At 61.5% G+C, this 14,763-nt stretch carries 12 protein-coding genes and 1 tRNA gene; 11 read left to right on the forward strand and 2 right to left on the reverse strand.

Annotated features, from left to right (window positions below; translation table 11 throughout):
- Window positions 1-15: 15 nt before the first annotated feature.
- Window positions 16-1,299, reverse strand: coding sequence for a TRAP transporter large permease (locus tag ACW9UO_RS09085; protein WP_457085502.1), 1,284 nt, complete (start codon window positions 1,297-1,299; stop codon window positions 16-18).
- Window positions 1,296-2,435: an NAD(P)/FAD-dependent oxidoreductase gene (locus ACW9UO_RS09090; RefSeq protein WP_457085503.1), complete on the reverse strand. Its 1,140-nt coding sequence runs from the start codon at window positions 2,433-2,435 to the stop codon at window positions 1,296-1,298. The genes ACW9UO_RS09085 and ACW9UO_RS09090 overlap by 4 nt, the downstream gene beginning before the upstream one ends.
- A gap of 145 nt (window positions 2,436-2,580) precedes the next feature.
- On the opposite strand from ACW9UO_RS09090, the gene ACW9UO_RS09095 reads away from it, so the two are divergent.
- The 11 genes from ACW9UO_RS09095 to ACW9UO_RS09145 all read left to right on the forward strand — a co-directional run bounded on the left by ACW9UO_RS09095 (window position 2,581) and on the right by ACW9UO_RS09145 (window position 14,763).
- Complete coding sequence (locus tag ACW9UO_RS09095; protein ID WP_457085504.1) at window positions 2,581-3,198, forward strand: helix-turn-helix domain-containing protein; 618 nt, start codon at window positions 2,581-2,583, stop codon at window positions 3,196-3,198.
- A 206-nt stretch (window positions 3,199-3,404) separates the two neighbouring features.
- Window positions 3,405-4,541, forward strand: a complete 1,137-nt coding sequence (locus tag ACW9UO_RS09100; protein WP_457085505.1) for an ABC transporter substrate-binding protein — start codon at window positions 3,405-3,407, stop codon at window positions 4,539-4,541.
- Window positions 4,542-4,598: 57 nt separating this feature from the next.
- Window positions 4,599-5,516: a branched-chain amino acid ABC transporter permease gene (locus tag ACW9UO_RS09105; RefSeq protein ID WP_457085506.1), complete on the forward strand. Its 918-nt coding sequence runs from the start codon at window positions 4,599-4,601 to the stop codon at window positions 5,514-5,516.
- Window position 5,517: 1 nt separating this feature from the next.
- Window positions 5,518-6,501: a branched-chain amino acid ABC transporter permease gene (locus ACW9UO_RS09110; RefSeq protein WP_457085507.1), complete on the forward strand. Its 984-nt coding sequence runs from the start codon at window positions 5,518-5,520 to the stop codon at window positions 6,499-6,501.
- Window positions 6,494-7,249, forward strand: a complete 756-nt coding sequence (locus ACW9UO_RS09115; RefSeq protein ID WP_457085508.1) for an ABC transporter ATP-binding protein — start codon at window positions 6,494-6,496, stop codon at window positions 7,247-7,249. The genes ACW9UO_RS09110 and ACW9UO_RS09115 overlap by 8 nt, the downstream gene beginning before the upstream one ends.
- Window positions 7,246-7,935: an ABC transporter ATP-binding protein gene (locus ACW9UO_RS09120; protein WP_457085509.1), complete on the forward strand. Its 690-nt coding sequence runs from the start codon at window positions 7,246-7,248 to the stop codon at window positions 7,933-7,935. Before ACW9UO_RS09115 ends, ACW9UO_RS09120 begins: the two co-directional genes overlap by 4 nt.
- Before the next feature lie 89 nt (window positions 7,936-8,024).
- Window positions 8,025-8,906, forward strand: a complete 882-nt coding sequence (locus ACW9UO_RS09125) for a hypothetical protein (protein WP_457085510.1) — start codon at window positions 8,025-8,027, stop codon at window positions 8,904-8,906.
- Between the two features lie 103 nt (window positions 8,907-9,009).
- Window positions 9,010-12,456: a pyruvate carboxylase gene (locus ACW9UO_RS09130; protein WP_457085511.1), complete on the forward strand. Its 3,447-nt coding sequence runs from the start codon at window positions 9,010-9,012 to the stop codon at window positions 12,454-12,456.
- Window positions 12,453-12,836, forward strand: a complete 384-nt coding sequence (locus ACW9UO_RS09135) for a VOC family protein (RefSeq protein ID WP_457085512.1) — start codon at window positions 12,453-12,455, stop codon at window positions 12,834-12,836. The genes ACW9UO_RS09130 and ACW9UO_RS09135 overlap by 4 nt, the downstream gene beginning before the upstream one ends.
- Before the next feature lie 186 nt (window positions 12,837-13,022).
- Window positions 13,023-13,097, forward strand: a tRNA-Gly gene (locus ACW9UO_RS09140).
- A 235-nt stretch (window positions 13,098-13,332) separates the two neighbouring features.
- Window positions 13,333-14,763: a circularly permuted type 2 ATP-grasp protein gene (locus ACW9UO_RS09145; protein ID WP_457085513.1), complete on the forward strand. Its 1,431-nt coding sequence runs from the start codon at window positions 13,333-13,335 to the stop codon at window positions 14,761-14,763.

Genomic DNA, 14,763 nt, shown 5'->3' on the forward strand with positions numbered 1-14,763 from the left:
TGTGTTTTTCTAGCGTTACTTCCACAGCCCCAAGGTGCGAGGCAGCCAAAGGCTGATTTCCGGGGTAAAGACGAGGATCCCCAGGACGATGATCTCGGCAAAGACAAAGGGCATGACCGCGCGGGCCAGCTTCCAATAATTCACCCCCGTCACAGTCGAGACGATAAGCAGGCAGCCGCCCAACGGCGGTGACACCAGCCCGATGCAAAGGTTGAAACAGATCACGATGCCCAGATGCACAGGATCGGCCCCATTCGCGAGCGCCACCGGCGCCAGCAAGGGCACCAGCAAGGCCAGCGCCACCGGGACATCCATCACCATGCCCGCGACGATAAAGATCAGGTTCATCAGCAGCAGAAAGCCGACAGGCCCCAGACCCATCTGCTCAACCAGCCCGGCGATCGCCTGCGGAATACGCTCCAGCGCCGCGAGATGGCCAAAGGCGGCAACCGCGCAAAGGATCATCAAGATCGACCCCGACAGAATTGCGGTGCGCGAAAAGCTCTCCCAGATATCGGTGCGGGTCAGCGGCGAATAGAACAGCGCTGCCACAACGGCGGCCAATACTGCAACGGCGGCGGCTTCGGTTGGCGTCATCCACCCCAGCACAATGCCGCCCACGATGATGACCGGCAGGCACAGCGCGGGCAACGCCGTCAGCACCGCCGGAAGCAAAGCCGGAGCATCGCCCTTTTCCACGCGCGGATGGTCATCACGCCAGGCGTAAAACCCGTTGACAAGGAACAAGGCCCCCGCAAGCACCAGCCCCGGCAAAATGCCCGCCACAAACAGCGCGGCGACCGAGGTTTGCATCAAGGCACCGTAGAAGATCAGGATGATCGAAGGCGGCACAATCGGCCCGATGATCGACGAGGCCGCCGTGATCGCCCCGGCATATTCGGCGCTATAGCCCCGCTCTCGCATCGCCGGCACCAGCGTATTTGACAGTGCAGCCGCGTCTGCCACCGCCGACCCTGAGATCCCTGCAAAGAACACCGACGTCATGATGTTCACATGGCCCAACCCGCCGCGCAGGCGCCCGATCAGCGCCATGGACAGGTCGATAAGCGATTTCGTGACCCCGCCCCGGTTCATCAACTCGCCTGCAAGAATGAACAGCGGCATCGCCAGCAGCGAAAAGACTGAGATCTGCGAAAACACCTTTTGCGGCAGCACAGCAAGATAGCGCGTGTTGTCGGAAATCACGAAGGCCAGCACCGCCGCGCCGCCGATCACATAGGCCAGCGCCAGACCCGACCCAAGCAGGACTGCAGCGACCAAAGGCACCACCCAGATCATTGCAAACCCGCCCGGTCGGGTGCCACCTGCGCCAGATCGAAACCGGCGGCGGCAATATGGTCAGGCACCGGCAGGTTCTGCACCAATGCGGTGGCCAGGGCCCCGGCGGCGGGCGCGGACTGGATGCCATAGCCGCCCTGCCCCGCCATCCAAAAGAACCCGGGCGCGGTTTTTGAAAAGCCGATCACCGGCTCTTTGTCCGCAACAAAGCTGCGCAGCCCGGCCCACTTGTTTTCGATCCGGCGGATGTCGAGCGCAAAGGCCGTCATGATCCGATCCGCACAAATCGCCACATCCATCTCGTCCGGCTGCACATCACTGGGCGCACAGGGCGTTTCGTCTGCGGGCGAGATCAGCAGGCGACCGGCATCCGGCTTGAGATAGAAATTCTCGTCGATGTCGATGGTGATCGGCCCGTCGCGGTGGGCAAAGCCTTCGGGCTCGGCCACCACCATCGCGGTGCGGCGCTTGGGCACAAGGTTGATGTTCTCCGCCCCGGCCATCGCACCGACCTCATTCGCCCAAGCCCCGGCAGCATTGGCCACAAGGGGCGCGGTGAACCGGCCCTGCCGGGACTCAACCACCCACTCCGCGCCGTCGCGGGTCAGCGTCTCTACCGCAGCCTTGGTGATCAAAACCCCGCCACTTGCCTTGAACTGACGCAGAAAACCTTGGTGCAACCCGGCCACGTCGATGTCTTGCCCGCCCCGGTCAAGCATGCCCGCCGTGGCATAGCCCGCGCGCAACAGCGGTTGATGCGTCTGCAACGCCTCGGCCTCGAGCTTTTCCACCGGGCTGACGGCGGCGGCCTCGTCATAAAGCGCCTGAAGCGCATCGATCTGGTCGTCGCGGGCAATCATCAGGATATGTCGGGGATGCAACAGCGGCGTCGCGGTAAAGCCCTCAGGCGGCAGGTCGAAAAACCGCCGCGAGGCCCGCGTCAACGCACGCACACCGAGGGGTCCATAGTTCGGGGCAAACACCGCCGCCGACCGGCCCGTGGTGTGATATCCGGGCTGGCTCTCCATCTCGAGAAGGATCACCCGCATCGTCTGCGCCAGACCCGCCGCCAGCGAAGCCCCGGCAATGCCCGCGCCGATGATAACCACATCCGCTGTATCCACTGTCTGTTGCAAGCTGAGGCCCCCGGGCGTCGATTCCACCCCCCAAACGCTATCCGCTTTTATTCAATTAGCAACAAAAATTTTCACATACGAAAATATTTCCCTTTCTGATAAGCCGCGTGTACGGTGCCCTTCACAGCCAAAGGGACCGTTCCCCATGACCACTGCTCACGCGCTCGGCGCGAGGCTTCGCCAGCTTCGCAAGTCCCGCCAACTCACCCTCACCGCGCTGGCGTCTCTGTCTGGTGTGGCGGTCTCGACCATCTCCAAGATCGAAAATGGCGCGCTGTCACCAACGCTCGACAAGGTGCTGAGGCTGGCCAACGGGCTTGAACTGTCGATTGGCCAGTTGATCGGAGAGGAACAGATCGAGGGCGACAAAAGCCCGCCCAACAGCCGTTTCCTGCCCGCTCGCGCCGGCGACGGGATCGTGATTGATACGCAGAATTACGAATACCGCTATCTCTGCGCCGAGCTGACCAACAAGCGTATGGTGCCGATCCACGCGCGCATAAAAGCCTCTGACCTCAAGGAATTCGGCCCGCTGGAACGTCACGGCGGCGAGGAATTTCTGATTGTATTAGAAGGTGTTGTCGAAGTGCACAGCGAATTCTACGCCCCGATCACCCTGCAACGTGGCGAGAGCATCTATCTCGACAGCACCATGGGCCACGCCTACATCAGCGCGGGCGCGCAGGACGCCGAAGTGTGCTGCGTGTGTACAGAGCCACTGCGCCTGAACGCGAACGGCGCGAGCGGTCCCGAGGGCCTCTGACAGCCAGCCGCCGCACACGACGGCGTTTTGGCCCCTGCCCGGCCTCCGCTCTGCTCAATTCTGCCGCCCTCGCGCAAGTTTCACGCGCTTTGCCAGACAAACCTCAACGCACTGTGTTTTTTGCCAAACGGCCCTATTGGCGGGGTCGAAAGGGCGTTAACAATCAAACCATAACAAAAAGCGGAACATCCTTGGGAGGGATTACCATGAACCTCAAACCGATCATTCTGGCCACCGCGCTGGCCACGGCGGCCACCGCAACCTGGGCCGAGGGCCTCAAGGTGGGCATGATCACCACGCTATCGGGCGGCGGGGCCGGGCTTGGCATCGACGTGCGCGATGGCTTTATGCTCGCGGTCAAACAATCGGGCCGCGACGATATCGACGTGGTGATCGAAGACGACCAGCGCAAACCGGACGTGGCGGTGCAACTGTCGGACAAGATGATCCAGTCCGAAAAGGTCGACATCCTGACCGGTATCATCTGGTCCAACCTCGCGATGGCGGTGGTGCCGGGTGCCGTGGCGCAGGGCAAGATCTACCTCTCGCCCAACGCTGGCCCCTCCGCGCTCGCCGGCAAGGGATGCAGCCCGAACTACTTCAACGTTGCATGGCAGAATGACAACCTGCACGAGGCCGCCGGGGCCTATGCCAACGACGCCGGCCACGCCAACAGCTTTATCCTCGCGCCCAATTATCCGGCCGGTCAGGATGCGCTCGCGGGTTACAAACGCTTCTTCAAGGGCGATCTGGCGGGCGAGATTTATACCAAGCTCGGCCAAACCGATTACGCCGCCGAAATCGCGCAAATCCGCGCCAGCGGTGCGGACTCGGTGTTCTTTTTCCTGCCCGGCGGCATGGGGATTTCCTTCCTCAAGCAATACGCCGACAGCGGCGTTGATCTGCCCGTGGTCGGCCCGGCGTTCAGCTTTGACCAAGGCATTCTGCAAGCGGTCGGTGACGCGGCGCTTGGTGTGAAAAACACCAGCCAGTGGAGCAAAGACCTCGACAACGCCACCAACACGGCTTTCGTCGAGACCTTTCAGGCCGAATATGGCCGCCTGCCCTCGCTTTATGCCAGCCAAGGCTTTGACACCGCCAACCTGATGATTTCCGCGATGGAAAAGGCCGACATTTCAGACATGGATGCCTTCCGCACCGCGCTGAAAGAGGCCGATTTCGACAGCACACGCGGCGATTTCGCGTTTGCGTCCAACAATCACCCGATCCAGGACATCTATGTCCGCGAGGTGATCAAAGAGGGTGACGTCTATACCAACAAGATCATCGGCACCGCGCTGGAAGACCGTGACAACGCCTTCCTTGACGCCTGCAAGATGTAAACAAAACGCGCCCGGCCCCCACACACAGGGCCGGGCGCAGATCAGGCCGCTGTCCCCATGTCCCTCATTCTCTTAATCGAGCAGACCCTCAACGGCCTGCAATTCGGCGTCATGCTGTTTCTCATGGCGGCCGGGCTGACGCTGGTGTTTGGCGTCATGGGGCTGATCAATCTCGCCCACGGATCGCTCTATATGATCGGTGCCTTTGCGGCGGCGGCGGCGGCACAGGCCACCGGGTCGTTCCTGCTCGCCCTCGTCGCAAGCCTGATATGCGCCGCCTTCGCCGGTGTCTTGATCGAGGTGCTGGTGATCCGAAGGCTATACGGGCGCGACCACCTTGATCAGGTGCTGGCGACCTTTGCGCTGATCCTGATCTTTTCCGAGGGCACCCGTTGGCTGTTCGGCTCCTTCCCGCTGTTCCTCGACAAACCCGACTGGCTGTCGGGCACGGTGATGCTGCCCTTTGGCATCGAATATTCGCTCTATCGCCTCTGTATCATCGGTGTTGGGCTGGCGGTTGCGGCGGGGCTGTTCTGGATGATCGCCCGCACCCGCGTTGGCATCCGCATCCGCGCCGGCGAGAATGACCGCGAGATGATCGCAGCGCTTGGCGTCAATATTTCGCAGCTCTACACCTTTGTTTTTGCCCTCGGCGCAGCGCTGGCCGGGTTCGCCGGAGCGCTGGTCGGCACGATCCAATCGGTGCAGGTCGGCATGGGCGAGCCGGTGCTGATCCTCGCCTTCGTGGTGATCGTGATCGGCGGTATCGGCTCGATCAAAGGTGCCTTTGTCGGCGCACTTCTGGTCGGCCTGACCGAAACGCTGGGCCGGTTCCTCTTGCCCGAAGCCTTTGCGCTGGTGTTCGACCCGGCCACGGCGCGCTCGGTCGGGGCCTCCCTGGCCTCGATGTCGATCTACATCCTGATGGCCGGGGTGTTGATTTTCCGGCCTCGTGGCCTGTTCGGGAGCGTATAAGATGAAACGCGAAACCCTCCTCAACACCGCGCTTCTGGTGCTCATCCTCGGTTTCGTCCTCTGGGCCTATGTGGTTGACGAGCCGTTCCTGATCACCCTCACCACCCGCGCGGTGATCTTTGCCATCGCCGGAATCGGCCTGAACTTTGCCCTCGGTTTCGGTGGTTTGGTCAGCTTTGGCCACGCCGCATTTTTCGGGCTGGGCGGCTATGTCATGGGCGTTCTGGCCTCACATGCGCAAAGCTACACGCCGCTGATCGAATGGCCGTTCGTCATCGAAGGCAGCGATGCGATGCCGCTGATCTGGCTGCTCGCCATCGTGTTGTCCGCGCTTTTGGCGCTGGCGATCGGCGCACTCAGCCTGCGCACCAGTGGCGTCTATTTCATCATGATCACCCTCGCTTTCGCGCAAATGCTCTATTATTTCACCATCTCCTGGGCGGCCTATGGCGGCGAAGACGGGCTGTCGATCTATGTCCGCAACGGCTTTCCCGGCCTCAACACGATGGACCCGGTGCAGTTCTTCGGCCTCTGTTTCGCGCTCTTGCTGGCCGTGCTGTTCCTCGTCCACCGCGCCGCGCGCTCGGCCTTTGGGCTGGCCCTCGGAGCCGCACGGCAGAACGAAGACCGCGTACAAGCCGTGGGCCAAACCCCCAACCGCCTCTACCTTGTCGCCTTCGTGATTTCGGGCGCAATCACCGGGCTGGCGGGGGCCTTGTTTGCCGATCTTAACCGTTTCGTAAGCCCAACGATGTTCTCATGGCAGACCTCGGGCGAGATCATGGTCTTTGTCATTCTCGGCGGCGTCGGACGCATCTTTGGGCCAGTTGCGGGCGCGGTGCTGTTTATCCTGCTCGAACACTTGCTTGGCGGGCTGTCCGCCTATTGGCACATCTATCTCGGGGCCATCCTGCTCGGGGTGGTACTGTTTGCGCGTGGCGGGCTGTACGGGCTGATCGCGGGCCGCGAGGTGGCACATGACTGAGGCCATTCTTGACGTGCGCGGCATCTCCAAAAGCTTTGGCGCGCTGAAAGCCAGCGATAACATCCACCTCGATCTGCGCCCCGGCGAGATCCACGCCTTGATCGGGCCAAACGGCGCGGGCAAATCCACCCTGATCAAACAGATCGCCGGCGGACTGCGCCCCGACAGCGGCCAAGTGCTGTTCAACGGTGCGGATGTCACCGCGCTTTCCACCGCCGCCCGCGCCCAGCGCGGCATGGGCCGCACCTTCCAGATTTCGGCGCTGGCGATGGAATACACCGTGCTGCAAAACGCCGTGCTTGGCGCCCTTGGCGCGCGCGGCGGCGTGTTCCGCTTTTTCCGCCCGGTGATGCAAGACGCCGCTTTGCTCGCCCGCGCCCGCGCCGCGCTCGAAGAGGTCGGACTGGCCGATGTCCAAACCCACCGCACCGCCGAGCTTTCGCATGGCCAGCGCCGCCAGCTTGAGGTCGCCGTCGCGCTCACCCTCGCGCCGCGCATCTTTCTGATGGACGAGCCGATGGCGGGCCTCGGCGCCGAAGGCTCCGCCCAGTTGATGGGTTTCCTCGACCGCCTGCGCCACACAGCGCCAATCCTGCTGGTCGAACATGACATGGACGCGGTGTTTTCCCTCGCCGACCGGATCAGCGTGCTGGTCTATGGCCGCATCATCGCCACCGGCACCGTCGCCGAAATTCGCAAGGACCCCGAGGTGCGCCGCGCCTATCTGGGCGAAGAGAGCGCGGCATGAGCCTGTTGCACCTGTCTGAAATCAAAGCCTTTTACGGCGCCAGCCAAGCGCTATTTGACGTCAATCTCCAGCTTGAAGAGGGCCAGGTTCTGGCGCTGATGGGGCGCAATGGCATGGGCAAATCGACCACGGTCAAGGTGATCTGCCGCCTTCTGCGGGCGCGCGGCGGCACCGCGCAGTTCGCCGGTCAAAACCTCGCCGGACTGCCGCCGCACAAGGTCGCGCAACTCGGCATCGGCCTCGTGCCCGAGGGGCGGCGCTGCTTTGCCAGCCTCACCGTCGCGGAAAACCTGATCGCCGCCGCCCGCCCCGGCCCGTGGGATTTCAACGCCGTCGCCCAGCTTTTCCCCCGGTTGGCCGAGCGCCGCGACCAAAAAGCCGCCTCGCTCTCCGGGGGTGAACAGCAGATGCTGGCCATCGGTCGCGCCCTGATGACCAACCCCCGCCTATTGATCCTTGATGAGGCCACCGAAGGGCTGGCCCCGGTGGTGCGCCAGGAAATCTGGGCCGCCATCGCCCGCCTCAAGGCCGACACCGGGCTGGCCATTATGGTGATCGACAAATCCATCCGCGAACTCTCGGGCGTGGCCGATGCGGCGGTGATCATCGAGAAAGGCAGCACCGTCTGGCACGGCGCATTCGACGCGCTCGACACCGCCACAACCGAGCGGTATCTCGGCGTTTGACCAAACGTAAGGCAACAAGCCGCGTTTCGCCTTTTCATCTCTGCTTCTAGGGGTATAGTGCCGCGCAATGCGCAACTGGTGCGGAACATATGAAGGTCATTCTCCACGCGGGCGCTCATGCCACCGACGACAACAAGCTGTTGCATGGCCTGTTGCGCAACGCCGACTCTCTGCGCGCGCGCGGCGTGGCTGTCCCCGGTCCGAGCCGCTATCGCCAGTTGCTCAGCGGCAGCCTGAACGCCCTCACCACCGCCGATCCGGCCCCCGAGGCGCGCGATATTCTGCTTGAGGCCATGCTCAGCGACGACCCCGAGGAAATCGGCCGTCTCATCCTGAGCCACGAACATCTGTTCTGTGTGCCCAAGATTGCCCTTGGCGCCGGGCGCATGTATCCCCGCGCCGAAGAACGGCTGTTGAACGCCACGCGCCTGTTTGACGGCGACCAGATCGAGCTTTTCCTTGGCATCCGCAATCCCGCCACCTGGCTGCCAGCGGTGTATGCCCAAACCCCGCACACCAGCTTTGACGCCTTCCTGAACGGCAACGATCCCGCCCTGCTGCGCTGGTCCGAGCTGATCACCCGCATCGCGACCGCCCTGCCCGACATGCCGATCACCCTGTGGTGCAACGAAGACACCCCCCTGATCTGGGGCGAAATCCTGCGCGCCATGGCCGGTCTGGTGTCTGGCACCAAGATCAGCGGCTCGTTTGACCTCTTGTCCAAGATCATCACCGATGAGGGCATGCGGCGGTTTCGCGACTACCTCAGAACCCATCCTGACCTGCCCGAGCCGCAAAAGCGCCGGGTGATGATCGCCTTTCTCGACAAATATGCCATCGAGGACGCCGTCGAGGAAATTCTCGACATTCCTGGGTGGAATGCTAATTATATCGATGTTTTGACCGAGTTGTACGAGCGTGACTTAGATGTTATCGCTAACATACCCAGTGTGACGCTTATTTTGACTTAAAATCGTGGATTGGTGCAGCACCATGCGGAAACAGGGAGAAACAGATTGCCCTTGTTCCGCCAGTGTCCCACCATGCTGCAACGCAACATAACGGATACCCGGAATGCCTGACTTCAAGAAGATCCTCATCGCCAACCGAGGCGAGATTGCCATCCGCATCATGCGCGCCGCCAACGAGATGGGTAAGAAAACCGTCGCGGTCTATGCCGAGGAAGACAAGCTGGGTCTCCACCGGTTCAAGGCAGACGAGGCGTATCGCATCGGCGAAGGTATGGGGCCGGTGGCCGCCTATCTGAGCATTGAAGAGATCATTCGTGTGGCCAAGCAATGCGGCGCGGATGCGATCCATCCGGGTTATGGCCTGCTGTCGGAAAACCCCAATTTCGTTGATGCTTGCGATGCCAACGGCATTACCTTTATCGGCCCCAAAGCCGCCACCATGCGCGCCCTTGGAGACAAGGCGAGCGCCCGCAAGGTCGCGGTCGAGGCCGGTGTGCCGGTCATCCCCGCCACCGAAGTGCTGGGCGATGACATGGCCGCGATCAAGAAAGAAGCGGCCGAGGTTGGCTATCCGCTGATGCTCAAAGCCTCTTGGGGCGGCGGCGGGCGCGGCATGCGGCCGATTTTCTCCGAAGCCGAGGTTGAGGAAAAGGTGCTTGAAGGCCGCCGCGAGGCCGAAGCCGCCTTTGGCAACAGCGAGGGGTATCTGGAAAAGATGATCACCCGCGCCCGCCACGTTGAGGTGCAAATCCTGGGCGACAGCCACGGCAACATCTATCACCTCTACGAACGCGATTGCTCGGTCCAGCGCCGCAACCAAAAGGTTGTCGAACGTGCGCCCGCGCCATACCTGTCCGAGGCCCAGCGCGAAGAGATCTGCGAACTTGGCCGCAAGATTTGCGCCCATGTGAATTATGAATGCGCCGGCACCGTCGAATTCCTGATGGATATGGAAAGCGGCAAGTTCTACTTCATCGAGGTGAACCCCCGCGTGCAGGTGGAACACACCGTCACCGAGGAAGTCACCGGCATCGACATCGTGCAGGCGCAAATCCTGATCGCCGAGGGCAAATCGCTGTCCGAGGCCACCGGCAAAGCCAGCCAGTATGACATCCGCCTCAACGGTCACGCGCTGCAAACCCGCGTCACCACCGAAGACCCGCAGAACAATTTCATCCCCGATTATGGCCGCATCACCGCCTATCGCTCGGCCACCGGCATGGGCATTCGCCTTGATGGCGGCACCGCCTATGCGGGCGGCGTGATCACCCGCTACTACGATTCGCTGCTGACCAAGGTCACGGCCTGGGCGCAGACGCCGGAAAAGGCGATTGCCCGTATGGACCGCGCCCTGCGCGAATTCCGCGTGCGCGGCGTGTCGACCAACATCGCCTTTGTGGAAAACCTGCTCAAGCACCCGACCTTCCTCAACAACCAGTACACCACCAAGTTCATCGACGAGACGCCCGAGCTTTTCCACTTCAAGAAGCGCCGCGACCGGGGCACCAAGGTGCTGACCTATATCGCCGACATCACCGTGAACGGGCACCCCGAGGTGCAGGGCCGTCCCAAGCCCCACCCCGAGCTGAAGCCCGCCAAGCCGCCGCGCATTCCGCTGGGCGAACAGCCGGCCTATGGCACCCGCAACCTGCTTGAGGAAAAGGGCCCCAAGGCGGTTGCCGATTGGATGTCCGCGCAGAAACAGGTGCTTATCACCGACACCGCAATGCGCGATGGCCACCAGTCGCTGCTGGCCACCCGGATGCGCTCGATCGATATGATCAAGGTCGCCCCGGCCTATTCGCACAAACTGCCGCAGCTGTTCTCGGTCGAATGCTGGGGCGGCGCGACCTTTGACGTGGCCTACCGCTTCTTGCAGGAATGCCCGTGGCAGCGCCTGCGCGATCTGCGCGCCGCGATGCCCAACGTGATGACCCAGATGCTGCTGCGCGGCTCCAACGGCGTCGGCTATACCAACTACCCCGACAACGTGGTGCAATTCTTCGTCAAACAGGCCGCCGAAACCGGCGTCGATGTGTTCCGCGTGTTCGATTCGCTCAACTGGGTGGAAAACATGCGCGTGGCAATGGACGCGGTGCAAGAGGCCAACAAAGTCTGCGAAGGCACCGTCTGCTACACCGGCGATTACCGCGATCCCGACCGCTCGAAATACGACATGAAATACTATGTCGACATGGGCAAGGAACTGCGCGACGCCGGCGCACACGTCCTTGGCCTCAAGGATATGGCCGGTCTGCTCAAACCTTCCGCCGCTGGCGCGCTGGTCAAGGCGCTGAAAGAAGAGGTCGGCCTGCCGATCCACTTCCACACCCACGACACATCCGGCGCGGCAATCGGCACCATCATGGCCGCCGCTGACGCGGGCGTTGATGCCGTTGATGGCGCGATGGATGCGCTCTCGGGCAACACCTCGCAGCCGACCCTCGGCTCTATCGTCGAAGCGCTGCGCTTTACCGAGCGCGACACCGGTCTCGACATCGCCGCGATCCGCGAGATTTCCAACTATTGGGAAGCGGTGCGCGGCCAATACGCCGCCTTTGAATCGAGCATGCAGGCCCCCGCCTCCGAGGTCTATCTGCACGAAATGCCCGGCGGTCAGTTCACCAACCTCAAAACCCAGGCGCGCAGCTTGGGCCTTGAGGAACGCTGGCACGAGGTCGCGCAGGCCTATGCCGATGTGAACATGATGTTCGGCGATATCGTCAAGGTCACGCCCTCGTCCAAAGTGGTTGGTGACATGGCACTTATGATGGTGTCCCAAGGGCTTAGCCGTGACGAGGTCGAAGACCCCAAGATTGACGTCGCCTTCCCCGACAGCGTGATCGACATGATGAAGGGCAACCTCGGCCAGCCTCCCGGCGGCTTCCCTGCCAAGATCATGAAGAAGGTGCTGAAGGGCGAGAAACCCAATCTCGAACGCCCCGGCAAGCACCTCAAACCGGTCGACATCGAAGCCACCCGGCAAGAGCTGTCGGACGAGCTGAACGGTCTTGCCATCGATGACGAAGATCTCAACGGCTACCTGATGTACCCCAAGGTGTTCCTTGATTACATGGGCCGTCACCGCGCCTATGGCCCGGTCCGTACCCTGCCAACGCATACCTTCTTTTACGGCATGACACCGGGCGAAGAGATCACCTCCGAGATCGACGCAGGCAAAACCATGGAAATCCGGCTTCAGGCGGTGGGCGAAACCCAGGAAGACGGCGAAGTGAAGGTGTTCTTCGAGCTCAACGGCCAACCCCGCGTGATCCGCGTGCCCGACCGCAAGGCCGCCGCTTCAACGGCAGCGCGTCCCAAGGCCGAGGTCGGCAACGACAACCACATCGGCGCGCCGATGCCGGGGGTTGTGGCGACAGTTGCGGTCAAGGCGGGCGACACCGTCAAAGACGGCGACCTGCTGCTCACCATCGAAGCGATGAAGATGGAAACCGGCATTCACGCCGAGCGCGATGCGACCGTCAAAGCGGTTCACATGCAGCCCGGTGGCCAGATCGACGCCAAGGATCTGCTGATCGAGCTGGAATGACGGCACACCTCGCATTGGTCTCAATATTGGTCCCCTCCTATCAGGAGGGGATCGATTTTTTTGTGGATGTGCTCGGCTTTACCCTGCTCGAAGACAGCGACCACGGAAACGGCAAACGCTGGGTCCGCGTCGGCTCGGACAGTGGGCAAACCCAGTTCCTCTTGGCGCAAGCTGTGGGCGATCAACGCACCGCCATCGGCCAACAGGGCGGCGACCGCGTCTGGCTGTTCCTGCACACCGATGATTTTGCCCGCGATCACACAAGGCTCTGTGCCGCCGATGTGGTGTTCGAAGAAGCCCCGCGCCACGAACCCTATGGCACCGTCGCCGTGTTCCGCGATCCCTGGGGCAATCGCTGGGATCTGATCGAACCGCGCTAAAGCGTTACGCGCATTACCTGAAACAACAAGCATCACCCAATGCGTTGAAATCTTTGATTTCAGGCAGCGATAGGTGAGTCAGGTTTTTCGCGTAACGCCAGGCCGTTTTGCAAAAATATCGCCCGCCCGGCAGATTTTCTCTTGCAGAGCAGCGCAACACTGAATAAACGGCACGAACCCAAGGAAGCGGGCGTAGCTCAGGGGTAGAGCATAACCTTGCCAAGGTTAGGGTCGGGCGTTCGAATCGCCTCGCCCGCTCCAATTTTCTCTAAGAATCATCATACGGTTTTTCGGTCCTGTGCATCAGCGCAGGTTCGATCCGTATGCGTGGGTACTTATCGTACAAATTGTACCTACCCCAAAGTAATTTTCTTTACGATAGAATTTTAGGCAAACTGCCCTATTGTTGACCTTACCCCCCGGCCACAAGGGGCGGATTTTGGTATTTGGGACAGATGTTCCTTGCAGGGAGTTCAAGGTAAGCGACCATGCTCGAATGACAGCGAATTTTAAGTGTTTTGATGAGATGTTGCAGGGTCCGGATCAAGTTCGGGATCCCTACAGCAAATATTTTGACTGGTTCAGCGACGATGACCTCAACCGATTGCGACGTAAGTCAAAAGACGCTGAGGAATTCTTCCGCCGAATCGGCATCACGTTCAACGTGTATGGCCAGGATGAAGCTGATGAGCGATTAATTCCCTTCGACATTGTGCCCCGTATCATCGCCGCGCGCGAATGGGCCAAGCTTGAGCGTGGCATCGAACAGCGCGTGCGCGCCATCAATGCCTTTCTGCATGACCTGTATCATCGACAGGAAATCATCCGCGCCGGTCGCATCCCCAAGGAGCTGATCGCCGGCAACGCCGCCTTCTGCCCCGAAATGATTGGCGTCAGCCCTCCGGGCGGCATTTACACCCATATCGTCGGTGTCGACCTTGTGCGCACCTCCGAAGACGAATTCTTTGTGCTCGAAGACAATGTGCGCACCCCGTCGGGGGTGTCTTACATGCTCGAAAACCGCGAAACCATGTTGCAGATGTTCCCCGAGCTGTTCACCCGGATGAAGGTGCGTTCGGTCAGTGGCTATCCGCAAAACCTGCGCCGTTCGCTGTGTGAAAGCGCGCCGTCGAATTCGCCCAACAGCAAACCCGTGGTCGCGGTTCTGACGCCGGGCATCCACAACTCGGCCTATTTCGAACACGCCTTCCTCGCCGATCAGATGGGGGCCGAGCTTGTCGAAAGCCCCGACCTTCAGATCGTTGATGGCCGCGTGGCGATGCGCACAACCCAAGGCTATCAGCCGATTGACGTGCTTTATCGCCGCGTCGATGACGAATATCTCGATCCGCTGACCTTCAACCCCAACAGCCTTCTGGGCGTGCCGGGAATCATGGATGTCTATCGCTCGGGCGGCATCACCATCGCCAATGCGCCGGGCACCGGTATCGCGGATGACAAGGCGCTGTATTCCTACATGCCCGAGATCATCGAGTTCTACACCGGCGAACGCGCGATCCTGAAAAACGTGCCAACCTTCCGCTGTTCCGAACCTGATACTCTGGCCTATGTACTTGAAAACCTGTCGGAACTGGTGGTCAAAGAGGTGCACGGATCGGGCGGCTACGGCATGTTGGTTGGCCCCGCGTCAAGCAAACGCGAGATTGCGGCGTTTGAGACGAAGCTGCGCGCCAAGCCGTCGAACTACATCGCCCAGCCCACGCTGGCGCTGTCGACCGTGCCGATCCTTGCCAAATCCGGGCTGGCCCCGCGCCATGTCGATCTTCGGCCTTTTGTGCTGGTCTCGCCCGAGCGGATCGCCATCACACCGGGCGGATTGACCCGCGTCGCATTGAAAAAAGGCTCTCTGGTGGTCAACTCCTCCCAAGGCGGCGGCACAAAAGACACCTGGGTTCTGGGGGAATAA

It is taken from the genome of Marinovum sedimenti, assembly GCF_054052205.1.